This window comes from Aeromonas mytilicola subsp. aquatica, from assembly GCF_044336385.1.
GTDB classification, from domain to species: domain Bacteria; phylum Pseudomonadota; class Gammaproteobacteria; order Enterobacterales; family Aeromonadaceae; genus Aeromonas; species Aeromonas rivipollensis.
In genome coordinates this window covers 1,684,509-1,699,937 of record NZ_CP172298.1, presented here as the reverse complement: position 1 = coordinate 1,699,937, position 15,429 = coordinate 1,684,509, and the positions used below count along the sequence as shown (strand labels likewise).

Here is a 15,429-nt window from a genome sequence, read left to right as displayed (position 1 = left end):
GCAAAAGAGAGCTGGCTCTCTATTGTCTGAATTTGGAGCGGGAAACGAGACTCGAACTCGCGACCCCGACCTTGGCAAGGTCGTGCTCTACCAACTGAGCTATTCCCGCATCGGTCTGGCTGACTGCCTGACTACGAGAACGCATTCTAGCGATGTTCCTCGTCCAGTCAACCAAAAACATTTAATACTCTGATCGTTCGGGCATTTTTTGCCCTTCTCCCACACTTTTGCCACTCATGGCCGTTTCTCTGCCCCAACGGCAAGGAAACGGCCATTTGCCCATGGGCGGACTAGAAGCGGGAGTGGTAGGTCAGATCGCCCCAGGCGGCCTTCATGTACTGGAACATGGACCAGAAGGTGAGCACGGTGGCGACATAGAGCAGCACGTAGGCGAGCCACACCATCCAGATGTCGTATTGCCAGATGAGGCCGGTGAGCGACACCATCTGGATCATGGTCTTCCACTTGCCAATCCAGCTGACCGCCACCGAGGAGCGCTTGCCGAGCTCCGCCATCCATTCCCGCAGGGCGGAGATGATGATCTCGCGGCCAATCATGGTCATGGCCGGTATGGTGACCCAGATGGTGTTGTAGTGTTCGACGATGACCACCAGGGCGGCCGCCACCATTATCTTGTCGGCAACGGGATCGAGGAAGGCACCGAAGGCGGTGGACTGGTTCAGCTTGCGGGCGAGATAGCCATCAAACCAGTCGGTCGCGGCCGCCAGGATGAAGACAAGCGCAGCCGCCATGTAGGACCACTGATAGGGAAGGTAGAACAGGATGACGAAGACGGGGATGAGCAAAATCCGAAAAAACGTCAGCAGGTTAGGAATATTTGTCATTATTTTCAGCCACTTCTTGTATGCCGCTACATGGTAGCCCCAAGCCGATCACCGTTGCAACCGGACAGGCGCCCGCCTTGGTCTATTAATCCATCAATAACCTCAGGATGCATGCCATTATGGCATTTGCGGGCCCCCTGCGTCACGGCTCTTGTGCTGCCGGGGCCGGTTTGCGGGATCCACATCAAATGCCACCCACTCAAGGTGGCCCGGGTCAGACCCGCTCCTGGGTATCACCTCTCCTGAACAGCAACCTTTATCCCGGGTCAGAGCGAGTGCAGGGCGTCGTGAATGGACTGGGCCAGCTCCTGGCTGATGCCGGGCACCTTGGCAAGCTCGTCCACTCCCGCCTTCTTCACCTCCTGCAGGCCGCCCAGGTATTTGAGCAGTGCCTGCCGCCGCTTGGGCCCCACCCCGGGAATATCTTCCAAGGTACTGGTGGTGCGGGCCTTGGCTCGGCGGGCCCTGTGGCCCGTGATGGCAAAACGGTGGGATTCATCGCGAATGTGCTGAATAAGGTGCAAAGCGGGCATATCTGCCGGCAAGTGCAGCTCTTCGTGACTATCTCCCAGGATCAGGGTCTCCAGCCCCGCCTTGCGGGTCACCCCCTTGGCGATGCCCACCAGCAGCGGGTACTTGCCGCCGAGAAACTCCAGCTGGCGAGTCAGGATCTCCTCGGCGCGGCGCAGCTGGCCGAGGCCGCCGTCGATAAACAGCACGTCAGGCACCTTGTCCGGCTCCTGCTGCTTGCCAAAGCGGCGCTCCAGCGCCTGCTCCATGGCGGCGTAGTCATCGCCCCCCGTGATGCCGTCGATGTTGAAGCGGCGGTATTCGGATGAAAGCGGTCCCTCCCGGTTGAACACCACGCAAGAGGCGACGGTGCGCTCCCCCATGGTGTGGGAGATGTCGAAACACTCCATGCGGGCTATGGGTCGCTCGAGCTCCAACAACTCCTCCAGCTGGTCGTAGCGGGCTGTGATGGTGCTCTTGTGTGCCAAGCGCGAGCGCAGCGCCGTCTGCGCGTTGATGGAGGCGAGCTTGATAAAGCGGGCCCGTTCGCTGCGGGTGCGGCTCTGCACCCGCACCTTGTAACCGGCTGTCTGGCTCAGGGTCTCGGCGATCACCGCCTCGTCTTCCAGCGCCACATCCAGCAGCACCTCGCTCGGGATCTGCCTGCCCCCCTGCCCCGACAGATAGAACTGCAGCAGGAAGGATTGCACCACCTCGTCGAGGGGGGTATCGGCCGGCACCTTGGGGAAGTAGCTGCGCGAGCCGAGAACCTTGCCCTGACGGATGAAGAGCACGTGGATACAGGCTGCCCCCTGATCGAAGGCCACCCCCACCACATCCAGCTCGTCCAGCACGTTGCCACTCACCGACTGCTGCTCGGTGACCCGGCGCAGGGCCTGGATCTGATCCCGGTAGCGGGCCGCCTCCTCGAAGCGCAGATCGCCGCTGGCAGACTCCATCTTGCCCACCAGTTCCCCTATCACCTGTTGGTTCTTGCCCGCCAGGAACAACTTGGCCAGCTCCACCTGCTGGGCATATTCCGACTCGCTCACCAGCCCCGCCACGCAGGGGCCGGCGCAGCGCTTGAGCTGATAGAGCAGGCAGGGGCGGGTGCGGTTGGCATAGACGGCGTCCTCGCACTGGCGCACCGGGAAGATCTTCTGCATCAGGTGCAGGCTCTCGCGCACGGCGCCGCCGGAGGGGTATGGACCGAAGTACTCCCCCTTCACCTTGCGGGCACCGCGATGCACGCCGATGCGGGGATGCTGGTGCGCCGTGATGATGATCCAGGGGTAGGACTTGTCATCCCGCAGCAGCACGTTGTAGCGCGGCTGGTACTGCTTGATGAGGTTGTGCTCGAGGATCAGCGCCTCTGTCTCTGTGTGGGTGACAGTGACCTGAATGTCGGCTATCTGGCGCACCAGGGTGCGGGTCTTGATGCTGTCGACATTGGTGCGAAAGTAGGAGGCGAGCCGTTTTTTAAGATCCTTGGCCTTGCCCACGTAGATGACGGTGCCGCCGCCGTCGTACATGCGGTAGACGCCGCTCTGGTGAGTGACGGCGCCGAGGAACGCCTTGCTGTCGAAGAGAGGTTCAGAGGTCGTCATGCGGGCTCCGGCGGCAGAGATCCACATGGCAGGCAACGGCGCTTGACGACGCCTGGCTGTCGAAGAGGGGTTCGGGAGAGGGGATCATCGGCGACTCGACTCAACACTAAGGGCGAAAACGGACCAAGAGAGCATACTGCGCCGGGCCTGCGAAAAGCAAAAAGGCGGCACTCGCCGCCTTGGGTGGGCACAGATATTCCCTTACAGGGTATCGGCATCCAGCATGCCATAGCGAATGGCCAGATGGGTCAGTTCCACGTCCCCATTGATCCCCAGCTTGCTGAACAGGCGGTAGCGATAGCTGTTGACCGTCTTCGGGCTCAGGTTCAACTGCTCGGAGATGTCGGTCACCTTCTGCCCCTTGGTGATCATCATCATGATCTGCAGCTCGCGCTCGGAGAGGGACTTGAAGGGGTTCTCGTCCGCCGAGGCAAACTGGCTGAGCGCCATCTGCTGGGCTATCTCGGGGGAGATGTAACGCTGGCCGGAGTGCACCAGGCGAATGGCGTGGATCATCTCGTCCGGCGCGGCCCCCTTGGTGAGGTATCCGGCGGCGCCCGCCTGCATCACCTTGGTGGGGAACGGATTCTCGGAATGAATGGTCAGCACTATGATGCGCACATCGGGGCGCAGCCGCAGGATCTTGCGGGTCGCTTCCAGACCGCCGATGCCCGGCATGTTCATGTCCATCAGGATCACGTCGGGGTGATGCTGTCGACAGAAGGCCACGGCGGTTTCCCCGCTCTGTGCCTCGCCCACCACCTTGATCCCGCGGACATCTTCCAAAATGCGTCTTATCCCTGTACGCACCAACTCATGATCATCGACCAGGAATACATTAATCACCCAAACACCCCGTTTTTTATCTCGTTATATGCCAGTTAGGGTTAACACGGCGTCTTGCATCATAACCAAACTCGATGATTTGGCAAACCATGGCCGGGAAAAGTTTGAAATCGCTCGTAAAAGCCGTTTTAAATCAACTTATTATATAAATAATCAACGAAAAAACGGCGCCTGAAGGCGCCGTATCGGTCAACTTTGGTGCCGCCAGCCTCAGTGGGCCAGCAGCGCACGCACCTTGTCCAGGTCCTGCTGGGTATCCACCCCGACCGGGGGGGCTTCCAGCGCCTGGGCGACGTGGATCTTCTCCCCGTACCAGAGCACTCGCAGCTGCTCCAGCGCCTCTACCTGCTCGAGCGCGCTCGGCGCCCAGTCCACGTAACGCTGGATGAAGCCGGCGCGATAGGCGTAGATGCCGATGTGGCGCTGATAATGTGCCCCGATCCGCTCCTGACTCTGAGCGAAGCGATCCCTGTCCCAGGGAATGCTGGCCCGGCTGAAGTAGAGGGCGTAGCCATCCTTGTCCGTCACCACCTTGACCGCATTGGGGTTGAACGCCTCTTCGGCGTCCTGGATGGGCACGGACAGGGTGGCCATAGGCGCCGTGGCGGCGGCCAGGTTGTCCGCCACCTGGCGGATGATGGCGGGCGGGATCAGGGGCTCATCCCCCTGCACGTTGACCACGATAGTATCGGCGGCAAAGCCGTAGTGACGGCACACCTCGGCCAGGCGCTCGGTGCCGGACTGGTGATCCTTCGATGTCATGCACACCTCGACGCCGGTGGTTTGCAGCGCCTGCTGCACCCGCTCGTCGTCGGTGGCGACTATCACCCGATCGGCGCCCGATTGCAGGGCCTTCTCCACCACGTGCTGCACCATGGGCTTGCCATGGATGTCCGCCAGCGGCTTGCCCGGCAAGCGGGTGGAGGCGTAGCGGGCCGGAATGACGACGACGAAACTCATGGCTTCAGCTCTTCCAGGGGCAGATGGCGCGCCCGGTTCTCCAAGAGGACGGGGATCCCCTCCTCCAGCGGATAGGCCAGTCTGTCGAAGCGGCAGATGAGCTCATGGGCGGCCTTGTCCGATTGCGGTTGATAGTGCAGCTTCCCCTTGCAAACCGGGCAGGCGATGATGTCGAGCAATTTGATATCCAGTGCCAAAACGAAACTCCTTCAACGATGTCGAGCAAGCGACGCTCTCGAGCGGGCTATGCTGCCGAGCAGTTTAATGGTCCATCGCCGGAGCCGGAAGCCGGCTCCTTGCAACGGCGCCGCACGGGCTATAATGCCGTGCAGGCGATGATCTTGTGCCATTCAATGTGCATGGTCAGGGCCGGGCGCTTGCGGCGGGGTCAACCGCTGCAGCAAGGTGTCGAGCAGTGAGGCGGGCAACTCGGCGCTCACCGGCAGATACCACCAGTGCGCCGGCGCGAAGGCCCGGCACTTGACCGCATCCTTCTCCGTCATCAGCAGGGGGCGCTCGCCGAAGCGGGCGAGCAGCTCATCCCGATCAAAGGCCTGATGATCCGCATAACCGACACTCTCTACCAACTCATAACCGAGCCCGGTCAAAGTGGCGAAGAAGCGGGGAGGATGGCCTATGCCCGCCAATGCGTCCACAGGTCCGGCGAGGGGAGCCTCGAGGGGGGCATCGTCGCATACGCGGCGCGGCGCGGCCGCCACCAGTGCCATGGGATATTCCCCCTGGGCCGGGGTCCCGCCGTTGCAGATGATGGCATCGACCCGCTTGAGGCGGGTCATGGGTTCGCGCAGCGGCCCCATGGGCAGCAGGCAGCCATTGCCAAAGCGCCGGGCCCCATCCACCACCACCAACTCGATGTCCCGTGCCAGGGCGTAGTGCTGCAGGCCGTCGTCGGTGATGATGATGTCCACCTCGCCGCTTTGCTCAAGCAGACGCACCGCATCGGCGCGCTTGGGTGCCACCACCACGGGGCAGCCGCAGCGCCGGGCGATGAGCACAGGCTCATCCCCCGCCTGGGTTGTGGTGCTGGTGGCGTCCAGCCGATATGGGTAATGGGGCGCCTTGCCACCATAACCCCGACTGACCACGCCGGGGCGCCAGCCACGGGCTTGCAGCTGTTCCACCAGCCAGACCACCACAGGGGTCTTGCCGTTTCCGCCGACCGAGATATTGCCCACCACTATCACAGGCAGGCTGGCCCGATAGCGGCTGAGCCAGCCTCGGCGGTAGGCGAAACGGCGCCCGCCGCTGATCAGGGCAAACAGCAGGGCCAGGGGGGCCAGCGCCCAGCGCCAGCCACTCTTGCCGTACCAGAGACGCTCCAGCATCAGCCCTTGTTACTCACGGCGACGTTGCCAAACTGAATGGCCCGCAACTGGGCATACGTGCCCTGTTGGGCCATCAGGGCGTCATGGTTGCCGCGTTCGACGATATGACCCTCGTCGATCACCAGGATCTCGTCCGCCTTCTCTATGGTGGAGAGACGGTGGGCGATGACCAGGGAGGTGCGCGCCTTGCACAGCTCGTCGATGGCCGCCTGGATGTGGCGCTCGGATTCTGTATCCAGGGCCGAGGTGGCCTCGTCCAGCAGCAGCACGGGGGAGTCCCGCAGCAGGGCGCGGGCGATGGCGATGCGCTGACGCTGACCACCAGATAGGGAGGCGCCGTTCTCGCCGATGACGGTGTCATAGCCTTCCGGCATCTTGCGCACGAACTCGTCGGCATGGGCGATGCGGGCCGCATGCTGTATCTCTTCCCGGCTGTACTTGTCTTCTGCCGCGTAGGCGATGTTGTTGGCCACGGAGTCGTTGAACAGATGCACATGCTGGGAAACCAGGGCGTACTGCTTGCGCAGCTCGCTCAACTTGTATTCGCGGATGTTGACGCCATCCAGCAGTATCTCCCCCTGCTCTATGTCATAGAAGCGGGTCAACAGGCTGGCGATGGTGCTCTTGCCGGAGCCGGAGCGACCCACCAGGGCCACGGACTTGCCCGCCTCCACCTTGAAGCTGATGTTGTGCAGCGCCGGGGTCTCCTTGGTCGGGTAGGTGAAGGTGACATTGCGAAACTCTATCTCCCCACGGGCCCGCTCCAGGGTGCGGGTACCGGTGTCCTGCTCCGGGGTGGAGTCCAGCAGACCGAACAGGCTCTGGCAGGCGGTGATGCCGCGCTGGAACTGGTTGTTCACGTCGGTCAGACTTTTCAGCGGCTTGAGCAGCATCATCATGGAGGTGACCATGACGGTGAAGGTGCCCGCAGTCAGGGTCGCCTTGACCGAATCTATGGTCGCCACGTAGAGGAAGACCGCCAGGGCGACCGAGGCCACCATCTGGACTATGGGGCTGCCGATGGCATCCGCCGCCACCATCTTCATGGTCTGCTGGCGCATCCGGTTGCTGACGGTGAAGAAGCGCTTGTCCTCCACCTGCTGGCCACCGAACATCAGCACCTCTTTATGGCCCTTGAGCATCTGCTCGGTGGAGGTGGTGATGTCACCCACCGCCTGCTGTATGTGACGGCTGATCTTGCGAAAACGACGGCTGATGAGACCAATCAGCACACCCACCACGGGGCCGACCACCAGGAAGATCACCGACAGCTGCCAGGAGTGCCAGAACATCAGGCCGAGCAGGCCGATGACGGTGGCGCCTTCGCGCACCAGCGACACCAGGGTGGAGCTCGCGGCGGACGACACCTGACCGGCGTCATAGGTCACCTTGGAGAGCAGGTTGCCGGTATTCTGGCGGTCGAAGAAGCTCATGGGCATGGCCATCAGGTGGCTGAACACCTGCTGCTGCAGCCGCATCACCACATGGTTGCCGACCCAGGCCATGCAGTAGTTGGAGAGGAAGGCGGCACAACCGCGCAGGGCGACGATGCCGAGCACGAAGAAGGGCATCCACTTGAGCACACTGCTGTCGTTGCCGTTGAGGCCCTGATCGATGAGCGGCTTGATGGAGTAGACGAAGGTGGTATCCACGGCCGCATAACCCAGCATGCCGATGATGCCGCCCACCAGCCCCAGTTTGCGATCCCGGACATAACCGAGCAGGCGTTTGAAGACGGGCCAGCTCTCTTGTGAGGTTTCTTGTTGCATGAATAGCCGTTAATAAGGGAAATGACGGGGTATTCTAGCCAAAGCGCAGGATTACACCAAGCGTTGCCATAGCCTGACCATCTCCCTACCCCTTCCTCATAGGGAAATGACGGATTATTGCCCTGGCCAAAGCGCAGGATTACACCAAGCGTTGCCATAACTCCGGCCCCACCCCAAAGCGAAATGACAGTTAAGGGAGTGGTTCTAGCGCCATAACCTGGGTTGCCACCAGTGGCCATTGCGCCTGTACCAGGGGCCCTGCTCGCGCTCGGCCCGGATCTTGAGCCCACCCTCCCCCGCCTCGATCAGGATGGCGCCATCCTGCCCCGTCACCCATTGACGGGCCCCCTGGTATCTTGCCACCACCTCGGGGCGGGGAAACTGCCACTGGTTCCTGTCGCCGGCGCTGTGGATGACGACATCTGGGTTCACCGCCGCCACGAAGCCCGGGGTCGAGGAGGTGCGGCTGCCATGGTGAGGGCTCACCAGCACAGTGCTGGAAAGAGTGCTGAGGGGAATGCTGGAAAACGTGCTGGCGAGCTCCTCTCCTTCTCCCTGCTCTTCCAGGGCCAGCAGACGGCGCTCCGCCCCCTGCTCTATGTCGCCACTGAGCAGGATGCGATGCCGGCCATCGCTTATCTGCACCACGCAACTGTCGTTGTTGCGCCCCGCCCCCGGCCGCTCGGGCCAGAGCACGCGCACCTCCAGCCCCTGCCAGTGCCAGCGCTGACCGCGGCGACACAGCGCAGTGCTGCGGGCGAAGCCGAACGAGGAGAGCTCGCGGCGCACCGGCATCGCCTGCAGCATGGCGCGCCTGTTGCCCGCATGATCCCTGTCCTTGTGACTGATGATGAGGGCATCGAGCACCCGCACATCGAGGCGGCTCAGCACGGGCAGTATGGCGGCCTCCGCCATGTTGTAGCCGCCGGGGTAGCTATTCCCGGTGTCATAGAGGATGCCGCGCTCGCCCCGGGTGACGAGCACAGACAAGCCCTGCCCCACGTCCAGCACCCGCACCTGCCAGGGAGTGGGAGCAGGCCAGACACCCAGCAGCAGGGCGGCCCCCACAGGGAGCAGCAGACCGCGCCATCCCGGCAACTGCCAGGCCCCCCACAGCAGTACCAGCAAGGCGCTGACGGGCATCAGCCAGCCGGGAACAGGCCACCAGAGCTGCAGATGGTCCGCCAGCAAGCCGAGTCCCCACAACACCCAGGTCAGCCCCAGATCGGACAGCCAGAAAAGAGCATGAGCCAGGGCGGTGGAGAGCGGCGCCAGCAACAGCAGGGCCACCGCCATGAAGGAGAGCCAGAAACCGGCCGAGTAGAGGGCGAAAGGATCCCAGAGCACTATCACCACGAAGGCCCACAGCCAGATGCGGTGGCTGGGCCAGTCCCGATTCAACCAGCGCAGCAGGCTCCACACCAGCACCATGATGAGGGCCCGCTCGGTCGCCACCGCAAATCCCGCCAGCCAGCTGTAGACGGCGGCAAACAAGAGGGAGACCACAATGGCCCCCCGCAACCCCAGCAGCCGCCCCAGCCACCAGCCGAGCACCGCCACCAGGGCGATATGCTGACCCGAGATGGCTACCACTACGTGAATTCTGTGAATAAGCACCCTTACGTATCAGGATGTGTGAAAAAGCCCATAGCTTCCGGTTGTTCATGAATCCTTGAAATTAAGAGAAAAAACGCATTGGTATGCGAAGCGACGCTGTTCCGCAAATCGATGTGGCTTGAATAGAACTAACTGAGGAGGCGGTGTTCCGCCTCGCAAGAACGCGGGATGATGGAAAAAGGACACCCAAAACATGAAGCCGTTTTGGTTGTGCGCAAGAAAGGGCGGGCTCATAGGAAGAAGATATCGGGGTATCACCATCCCTAGCTGGCAGAGACGTCGATGTATCGGTTCAAGAAGTTGCTGGCGGAGAAAGTCTGTCTGCGTAACTATAACGCCCAAGTGGGAGAGGTAATGGCGTATGTAAGCGCCATAAACAAACTAAATACTCTGGGTCTACCTGTCAGAAAGCCCCGAGTGTAGCGGTCACCAAGGGCTGAGAAAGTCATAGCTGTATGAAAGATTTGGGCAACAACGCCGTGTGATGCTTCAAACAGTTCCGCTTTCTCCTAACTTCTTCATCACTGCCTCAACAGCACCAAGCTTGCCTCGCAACCCGTGAAACTCCTCATAGGAGCGATGGAGAGCATTCTCAATAGCCATATCCAAAGCAGGGAAATCTGCTTGCAGCATATTGTATTCAGCAATTGCTGCCTGGCACTCCTGAATTTCGATGCGGTAGATATTTGCCTTCGTTTTTAACTCATCTAAGAGAGCATCGTTCGCCCCGCCTTTGTGTTCCTGAATCTTCTGAGCCTCCTGAACCTCCTGAACCTCCTGAACCTCCTGAACCTCCTGAACCTCCGGAGTTTCCTGAACCTCCGGAGTTTCCTGAACCTCTGGATCACTCAGTTCCTCCTGAAAGATCACATCATGAAACTGGGGGGTTTTCACAAAGCTTGGATACAATCGCACATCATCAACATTTCTCCGTTCCAAGAAACCCGCGTTGACCAACTTCATCAGATTACGATAAACGAGGCCGTATCGCCTCTTATGGGCCTGATTGTACTCTGAGTCACCAAAGACTACGTTCAAGCACTCCGTTGTAGTGAAATCATCCATCTGCAATCGAATGAGTGCGGTGTAGAGTGCGGTTGGTAACCACACAGTCTGGGAACTCATAAGCAATCCTCGGTCTCGAACGAAAACAATTAGTGGAAATCTAAACTCGGCTGCGGATTATAGTCCGTGGCCGTAAGCCAGACAACCAGAGATAGTGCTCGCCAGAGAGAGGCGAGACATGCAAGAGCTAGCAAAAAAATTTGGTGATGCTGTACGTGATAGACGGCTTCAATTGGGCGTATCGCAAGATGCTCTCGCACATGCAGCCGAAATTGATAGAAGCTACGTAGGACGAATTGAGCGTGGTGAGGTCAATGTCACCCTGGAAAAGGCTTATCGTCTTGCCAGGGTAATGGGGTGTGATATTCGCGATTTGCTGCCATAGATATATTTGCCAAATAATTAACTCTTCACCCAGATAAAACTAAATTTCCCTATAATTATTCACAGTGATGGCAATTAGCATCATTGCCAGCTTTAGCATTTGCCTATTAGCTATTAAGCTACCCCCTGTTGCCTATCTATAGAAAGCGTCACAAACTGCCGTTTTCAGAAAATGCCTACATGGTCTCGATTGGCGCATTGATGATAAAGTGATCCTCTAACTACTCTTCATCGAGCCCTCTATACATGCAGAAACCAGACCTCAGAGACATCCACCAACTCACCAAGGACGAGTTCAAGCGCATTCTAGGCCCTGTGGCTGGAAGCCTTGATGACGGTTCAAAGGTCGTATTGGGGATGCAATCTGATGTGTTTGCTTGCTGTACTATTCAGGGAGACCAAATCTCGGTGAGGGGGACGCCCAGGTTTGAGCAGGCCATCAAGTCGGCATATGCCCAGGCCAAGCCAACAATGTGGTTTGGTTCGGCAGAGAAAGAGCGCCCGAAGGCAGAAACCATTCCTCCTGCTCTCAAGCCAAAAACCGATACAACGTCAGCCACAACCTATCGTGTGCCAGTGCTCATCTACAAGTCGAAGCGTGAGCCAGGTAAGAACATTGATGGCACTCCCGCCGAAGATATGACCTATGGCACGATGACAGCAGAGCAGATTAAGGCTATCCCCATGTTTGTAGGGAAGATGGGAGATGACGGCTTTATTGGTGCTCTCGAAAAGACTGACCCCAAGGTGTTCTTTAGTAGCTTCCGCAACATGGCTACATTGTTTGCAACTGGCGACTTGAAGATGAATATTCTGGCCATGATCGCCAAGTTCGAGAAATCTGAGGGGGGTGAATACCGGAACCAAGCATTGACGAGAGCAGCGCGAGCTCACCCAACCACGATGAAGTTCTCAGATACCCTTATCAAGGAAGTGAAGGCAAAGCTGGCCGAAGTTGATGGTGATGTGAATAAGCTTGTTCTGAGTGACTTGATGCAGCCATACAGCAAGACCTCCGGCTTTAGGTTACCCATCTTCAACTCTGCGGCGGATAAGGTGCAGGGTCTCACAATTGCGGTTAACGATGTCTGGGCAGGCAAGGCGGAAATCACGACATATGAAAAATTTGGCGACTTCTACAAAGGGACGATCAAAGTAACGCTATATGACCACTTCGGTCTCGATTATCCTGACATTGGCCCTGACCCCACGACCGGAAGAGTCAAGTTCTACGGCCTGGCGTCCGGTTTCAGAAGCTGGTTTGTTCTTCAACACTACAAGCGCTTTGCCTACAAGCCATTTTTGACCGTCATTGAACTCAGCTATCCATTCCAAGGGGAACTAAAGTGAGCGCAGTAGTGAAGACAGAGAGAACATGGGTATTCGTGTTGTTCATGCTCTATCACCTCTTGAATGCATCGATTCTGTTCATTCAGCCTGTCTATGACTGGTTTAACGATGAATACTCCCTGACTGGCCTATATGTACTGCTCATGCCCTATCTCTGGGGTTTGATAACAATACTGGGGGCGATTTTGTTCTTGTCAGATCGATCTTGGAAATACCTCGCAGGCAATCTACTCGGTGGTTCAATTCTTCTCTTCTGGTGGCTTAGACTGGCATCCCAATATTAGTGAGTATCATCAAGCACATGAATGAGCAGACCAGACGGCCTTTTCTTGGGCGTCGCTTCATGCAGCGTAAGCTGCAAGCTCACAAGATCTATTCGAAACGACAATGAGTTCCCACCTTGTCTATCTACTGGTTGCTGTAGCGCCACACAGCAACAATACTTCCAGTTTTTCATTAGCTCCGGTCTGAGATTTTCAGCCTGTATCTCCATCCTCATTACCAGCTCTGCTGGTCTGCTGCATGTGTTATATTCGGCTCAAACATTGAGCTGAATGATGGGCTGGGTCGGCTCATTATTGAGACCCTAGCACGTTGGATGAGGAAATAATGGAACCATTTTGGATTTGGCAACAAGCAGATTGGCCCCATTTTCGTTGGCAGGATAGTGAGATATTACCCAGATTACGGCGTGTTCAACGCAGGCTGGGAATTTTACTAGGTAGTCATTCCAGGTTGGGGAACCCCGACCAAACGTTAGATATGTTACTTGCTAACATCATCGCCTCATCCGCTATTGAGGGTGAGCGTCTCAATGCCCAATCCGTGCGTTCTTCCCTGGCTAGGCGGTTAGGGGGATCAGAAACTCCGTCCTATCCCGTGTCAGATCGCTCAGAGGGGCTCGCGGCCATGATGCTGGATGCCATCGACAATCATGAACAGCCGCTGAGTATAGAACGCCTTTACCAATGGCATCGTTGGCTGTTCCCTGTCAACGAATGGTCGGTACAGCCAGTGAATGTAGGGCTGTTGCGAGGAGATGAGCCGATGCAGGTTGTCTCTGGGCGTGTTGATCGCCCCATCGTGCATTTTGAGGCACCACCCAGAGCTGCCCTTGACGATCAACTGGCCGCGTTTATCTTCTGGTTTAACCAGACTCAGCATGACCCCACGATGGATCCACTGTTTCGTGCGGCGATCTGCCATTTCTGGTTCGTGACCCTGCATCCCGTTGATGATGGTAATGGGCGGCTCACGCGGGCACTGACCGATCTCGCACTGTCACAGGCTGACAGCCAAAGCATCCGGCTGTATGCCATGTCAGTTGCTATTCTAGAGCGAAGGGGTGACTACTATCGGGCGCTTGAGTCAGCGCAGAGGGGCTCGCTAGATATTACCTCCTGGATCTGTTGGTTTCTCGACACACTGGATTACTCCATAGAGCTGGCATTACAGAGTATTGCTCGCGGCCTTGCCAAGGCATCTTTCTGGCAGCGGCACTGTCATGACGGCCTGAGTCCAGAGCAAACCAAAGTGCTGAATCGTTTACTGGATGGCGGCGAACAGGGTTTTGAAAATGTCATCAACGCCAGTCAATATCAAAAAGTCGCCGGAGTCAGTAAGCCCACGGCTACACGGCATCTGGCGGAGTTGGTGGGTAGGGGGTGCATTGAGAAATTACCTGGTGGCGGACGCAATACACGCTATCAGATCCGCTTGGATGATGTAGAGCCCACAGTGGGAGTCTGAAAAGACTCTATCTTTTAACTTGTTCGGACTCTCCCTGGGGGAGTTGTTTTCATTTGGAGGATTAGAGCCTCGATTGACGAACAAATAAAGCGCATAAACTAAATTATGACGCCATGATGAGCGCCGTTAGGTATATGAATGAGCTGATAAGATGGCATTATCTTGGGTGTGGCCCCATGCAGCGCAAGCTACGGTAATCCCCCCGATAAATCTAGCTGCCGGCATCTCACCATTTAATGTATTTTTGAGTAGCCTCATGTACAGTATCCGTATCTATTTAAGTTGATATGAAGGATCTTTAATGAGAACTGTCGAGTTTCTCCAGTACACTTTACAGCCAAGTGCAGGTAATGGATTTCATCAGATCATGCGAAGTATCAGCGTTCCTTTGCATCAGGCCGCTGGAATTGATGTAGTCACTTATGGTCAGTCGCAACATGATCCAGACAGCTATATTTTGGTTCGAGCTTTTGATAACCCTGAGCATAGGGAAAAATCTCTTGATGCCTTTTACCAAAGCGATAGTTGGCGCAAGGGCCCAAGAGGGGAAATTATTAACAGCATTGCTGTTAGTGTTATGTCTGTTGTGTCGATGGAGTCAGCGACTATTGATGCTCTGCGTCAGACCTGCTACACCTCTATGTCTGACTAGGAATAATGACACATTCTGTTAGGCTGGTTCAGAAAGCAATAGCTCGGATTGCTTTGTACTCCCCATACGGAGCTCCTACTAAAAACAGAATGAAAGGCCCACGCCGATCTGGCATGGGCTCTCAGCCTCAGATAAGGAAATCTTCCAGAGCCTTGCCACCCTCAACCGCTGCCGCGATGGCCCTAGGCATGCGGCCCTGACCGGTCCAGGTCTTTTCCAAACCATCCTCGGTGTATCTGTATTTTGCAGGACGAGGAGCGCGCTTGCTCTTCACCGTACCCTCTGCTTTTGCAGTGGTTGCAGTACCAACCAGCTCGCTCGGATCGATGCCTGCTGTTTTCAGCATCTCGGTAAACTCTGCCAGTTTTTGCAGGCGCTCGGCAGACTCTTCTCTCAATTTGCTCTCTTGCTGCTCACGCTCAGCATAAATTTCGTCAAATTTCTCTTTAGCCTCGACCAACTGCTCAAAAGAGAGTTCGCGCAATGCAGCACGAAGGCTACGGATATTCAGCAGAATTTTCAAAAAATCGTTCATTTTTATCCTCATGTGTCACATTTTTATATCAGGAAAATTATCTCTCAATCCCAGCATCAGCTCCACTGTTTTTGGCACCAAGATGATTCGAAAATTAGCATCTTTTAAAAATCGTGAGCTAAATTGTGTTTGGATCTGTTTAGTGGCCTAGCTCCAATCTGCTATGAAACTATGTAGCCAAAAACTAAATCTAG

General features: G+C 57.2%; 13 protein-coding genes, 1 tRNA gene and 3 pseudogenes. 6 read left to right on the top strand and 11 right to left on the bottom strand.

Annotation, left to right across the window (positions count from 1 at the left end; all coding sequences use genetic code 11):
- Positions 1–33 precede the first annotated feature (33 nt).
- From ACFWHB_RS07920 to ACFWHB_RS07880, 9 genes and pseudogenes are all read right to left on the bottom strand, one after another.
- A tRNA-Gly gene (locus ACFWHB_RS07920) sits at positions 34–109 on the bottom strand.
- A gap of 181 nt (positions 110–290) precedes the next feature.
- Positions 291–845 carry a CDP-diacylglycerol--glycerol-3-phosphate 3-phosphatidyltransferase gene (gene pgsA / locus ACFWHB_RS07915; RefSeq protein ID WP_025327475.1) on the bottom strand — a complete coding sequence of 185 codons (555 nt, stop codon included), beginning with the start codon at positions 843–845 and terminating at the stop codon, positions 291–293.
- 266 nt (positions 846–1,111) lie between these two features.
- Entirely contained in the window at positions 1,112–2,962 is a 1,851-nt protein-coding gene (uvrC, locus tag ACFWHB_RS07910) for an excinuclease ABC subunit UvrC (protein ID WP_395949868.1), read from the bottom strand.
- A gap of 201 nt (positions 2,963–3,163) precedes the next feature.
- On the bottom strand, positions 3,164–3,808 hold the full coding sequence (gene uvrY, locus ACFWHB_RS07905; protein ID WP_025327477.1) for a UvrY/SirA/GacA family response regulator transcription factor: 645 nt from the start codon (positions 3,806–3,808) through the stop codon (positions 3,164–3,166).
- A gap of 210 nt (positions 3,809–4,018) precedes the next feature.
- The gene (gene kdsB, locus ACFWHB_RS07900) at positions 4,019–4,768 is read right to left on the bottom strand and encodes a 3-deoxy-manno-octulosonate cytidylyltransferase (RefSeq protein WP_171273589.1); all 750 of its coding nucleotides are present in this window, start codon (positions 4,766–4,768) and stop codon (positions 4,019–4,021) included.
- Positions 4,765–4,965: a Trm112 family protein gene (locus ACFWHB_RS07895; protein ID WP_005331987.1), complete on the bottom strand. Its 201-nt coding sequence runs from the start codon at positions 4,963–4,965 to the stop codon at positions 4,765–4,767. Before ACFWHB_RS07895 ends, kdsB begins: the two co-directional genes overlap by 4 nt.
- Positions 4,966–5,118: 153 nt before the next feature.
- The gene (gene lpxK / locus ACFWHB_RS07890; protein ID WP_395949867.1) at positions 5,119–6,114 is read right to left on the bottom strand and encodes a tetraacyldisaccharide 4'-kinase; all 996 of its coding nucleotides are present in this window, start codon (positions 6,112–6,114) and stop codon (positions 5,119–5,121) included.
- A complete protein-coding gene (gene msbA / locus ACFWHB_RS07885; protein WP_106886405.1) occupies positions 6,114–7,883 on the bottom strand; it encodes a lipid A ABC transporter ATP-binding protein/permease MsbA in 1,770 nt (589 codons plus the stop codon). Before msbA ends, lpxK begins: the two co-directional genes overlap by 1 nt.
- A gap of 204 nt (positions 7,884–8,087) precedes the next feature.
- A pseudogene (locus ACFWHB_RS07880) lies at positions 8,088–9,476 on the bottom strand (DNA internalization-related competence protein ComEC/Rec2); the annotation flags it as partial.
- Positions 9,477–9,645: 169 nt separating this feature from the next.
- Between ACFWHB_RS07880 and ACFWHB_RS07875 the strand changes: the two are divergent.
- Positions 9,646–9,923, top strand: a pseudogene (locus ACFWHB_RS07875) (IS5/IS1182 family transposase); the annotation flags it as partial.
- 66 nt (positions 9,924–9,989) lie between these two features.
- Here ACFWHB_RS07875 and ACFWHB_RS07870 read toward each other — a convergent pair.
- On the bottom strand, positions 9,990–10,625 hold the full coding sequence (locus tag ACFWHB_RS07870) for a hypothetical protein (protein ID WP_395949866.1): 636 nt from the start codon (positions 10,623–10,625) through the stop codon (positions 9,990–9,992).
- Between the two features lie 118 nt (positions 10,626–10,743).
- On the opposite strand from ACFWHB_RS07870, the gene ACFWHB_RS07865 reads away from it, so the two are divergent.
- The 5 genes and pseudogenes from ACFWHB_RS07865 to ACFWHB_RS07845 all read left to right on the top strand — a co-directional run bounded on the left by ACFWHB_RS07865 (position 10,744) and on the right by ACFWHB_RS07845 (position 14,700).
- Complete coding sequence (locus ACFWHB_RS07865) at positions 10,744–10,950, top strand: helix-turn-helix domain-containing protein (RefSeq protein WP_125729573.1); 207 nt, start codon at positions 10,744–10,746, stop codon at positions 10,948–10,950.
- 245 nt (positions 10,951–11,195) lie between these two features.
- Positions 11,196–12,299 carry a DUF3289 family protein gene (locus tag ACFWHB_RS07860; RefSeq protein ID WP_395949864.1) on the top strand — a complete coding sequence of 368 codons (1,104 nt, stop codon included), beginning with the start codon at positions 11,196–11,198 and terminating at the stop codon, positions 12,297–12,299.
- Positions 12,300–12,908: 609 nt separating this feature from the next.
- Positions 12,909–13,142, top strand: a pseudogene (locus ACFWHB_RS07855) (DUF4172 domain-containing protein); the annotation flags it as partial.
- A gap of 66 nt (positions 13,143–13,208) precedes the next feature.
- A complete protein-coding gene (locus tag ACFWHB_RS07850; protein ID WP_395950184.1) occupies positions 13,209–14,048 on the top strand; it encodes a Fic family protein in 840 nt (279 codons plus the stop codon).
- A 301-nt stretch (positions 14,049–14,349) separates the two neighbouring features.
- Complete coding sequence (locus ACFWHB_RS07845; RefSeq protein WP_395949863.1) at positions 14,350–14,700, top strand: NIPSNAP family protein; 351 nt, start codon at positions 14,350–14,352, stop codon at positions 14,698–14,700.
- 127 nt (positions 14,701–14,827) lie between these two features.
- Here the strand turns inward: ACFWHB_RS07845 and ACFWHB_RS07840 are convergent, their stop codons facing one another.
- A complete protein-coding gene (locus tag ACFWHB_RS07840) occupies positions 14,828–15,235 on the bottom strand; it encodes an H-NS family histone-like protein (RefSeq protein WP_139463760.1) in 408 nt (135 codons plus the stop codon).
- Positions 15,236–15,429: the final 194 nt, after the last annotated feature.

Excerpts from the sequence above, each read along its gene's own strand:
- ACFWHB_RS07850 (WP_395950184.1), top strand. The coding sequence starts at position 13,209 with ATGATGCTGGATGCCATCGACAATCATGAACAGCCGCTGAGTATAGAA.
- pgsA (WP_025327475.1), bottom strand. The coding sequence starts at position 845 with ATGACAAATATTCCTAACCTGCTGACGTTTTTTCGGATTTTGCTCATC.
- ACFWHB_RS07870 (WP_395949866.1), bottom strand. The coding sequence starts at position 10,625 with ATGAGTTCCCAGACTGTGTGGTTACCAACCGCACTCTACACCGCACTC.
- kdsB (WP_171273589.1), bottom strand. The coding sequence starts at position 4,768 with ATGAGTTTCGTCGTCGTCATTCCGGCCCGCTACGCCTCCACCCGCTTG.
- ACFWHB_RS07840 (WP_139463760.1), bottom strand. The coding sequence starts at position 15,235 with ATGAACGATTTTTTGAAAATTCTGCTGAATATCCGTAGCCTTCGTGCT.
- uvrC (WP_395949868.1), bottom strand. The coding sequence starts at position 2,962 with ATGACGACCTCTGAACCTCTCTTCGACAGCAAGGCGTTCCTCGGCGCC.
- ACFWHB_RS07865 (WP_125729573.1), top strand. The coding sequence starts at position 10,744 with ATGCAAGAGCTAGCAAAAAAATTTGGTGATGCTGTACGTGATAGACGG.
- msbA (WP_106886405.1), bottom strand. The coding sequence starts at position 7,883 with ATGCAACAAGAAACCTCACAAGAGAGCTGGCCCGTCTTCAAACGCCTG.
- ACFWHB_RS07860 (WP_395949864.1), top strand. The coding sequence starts at position 11,196 with ATGCAGAAACCAGACCTCAGAGACATCCACCAACTCACCAAGGACGAG.
- lpxK (WP_395949867.1), bottom strand. The coding sequence starts at position 6,114 with ATGCTGGAGCGTCTCTGGTACGGCAAGAGTGGCTGGCGCTGGGCGCTG.
- ACFWHB_RS07845 (WP_395949863.1), top strand. The coding sequence starts at position 14,350 with ATGAGAACTGTCGAGTTTCTCCAGTACACTTTACAGCCAAGTGCAGGT.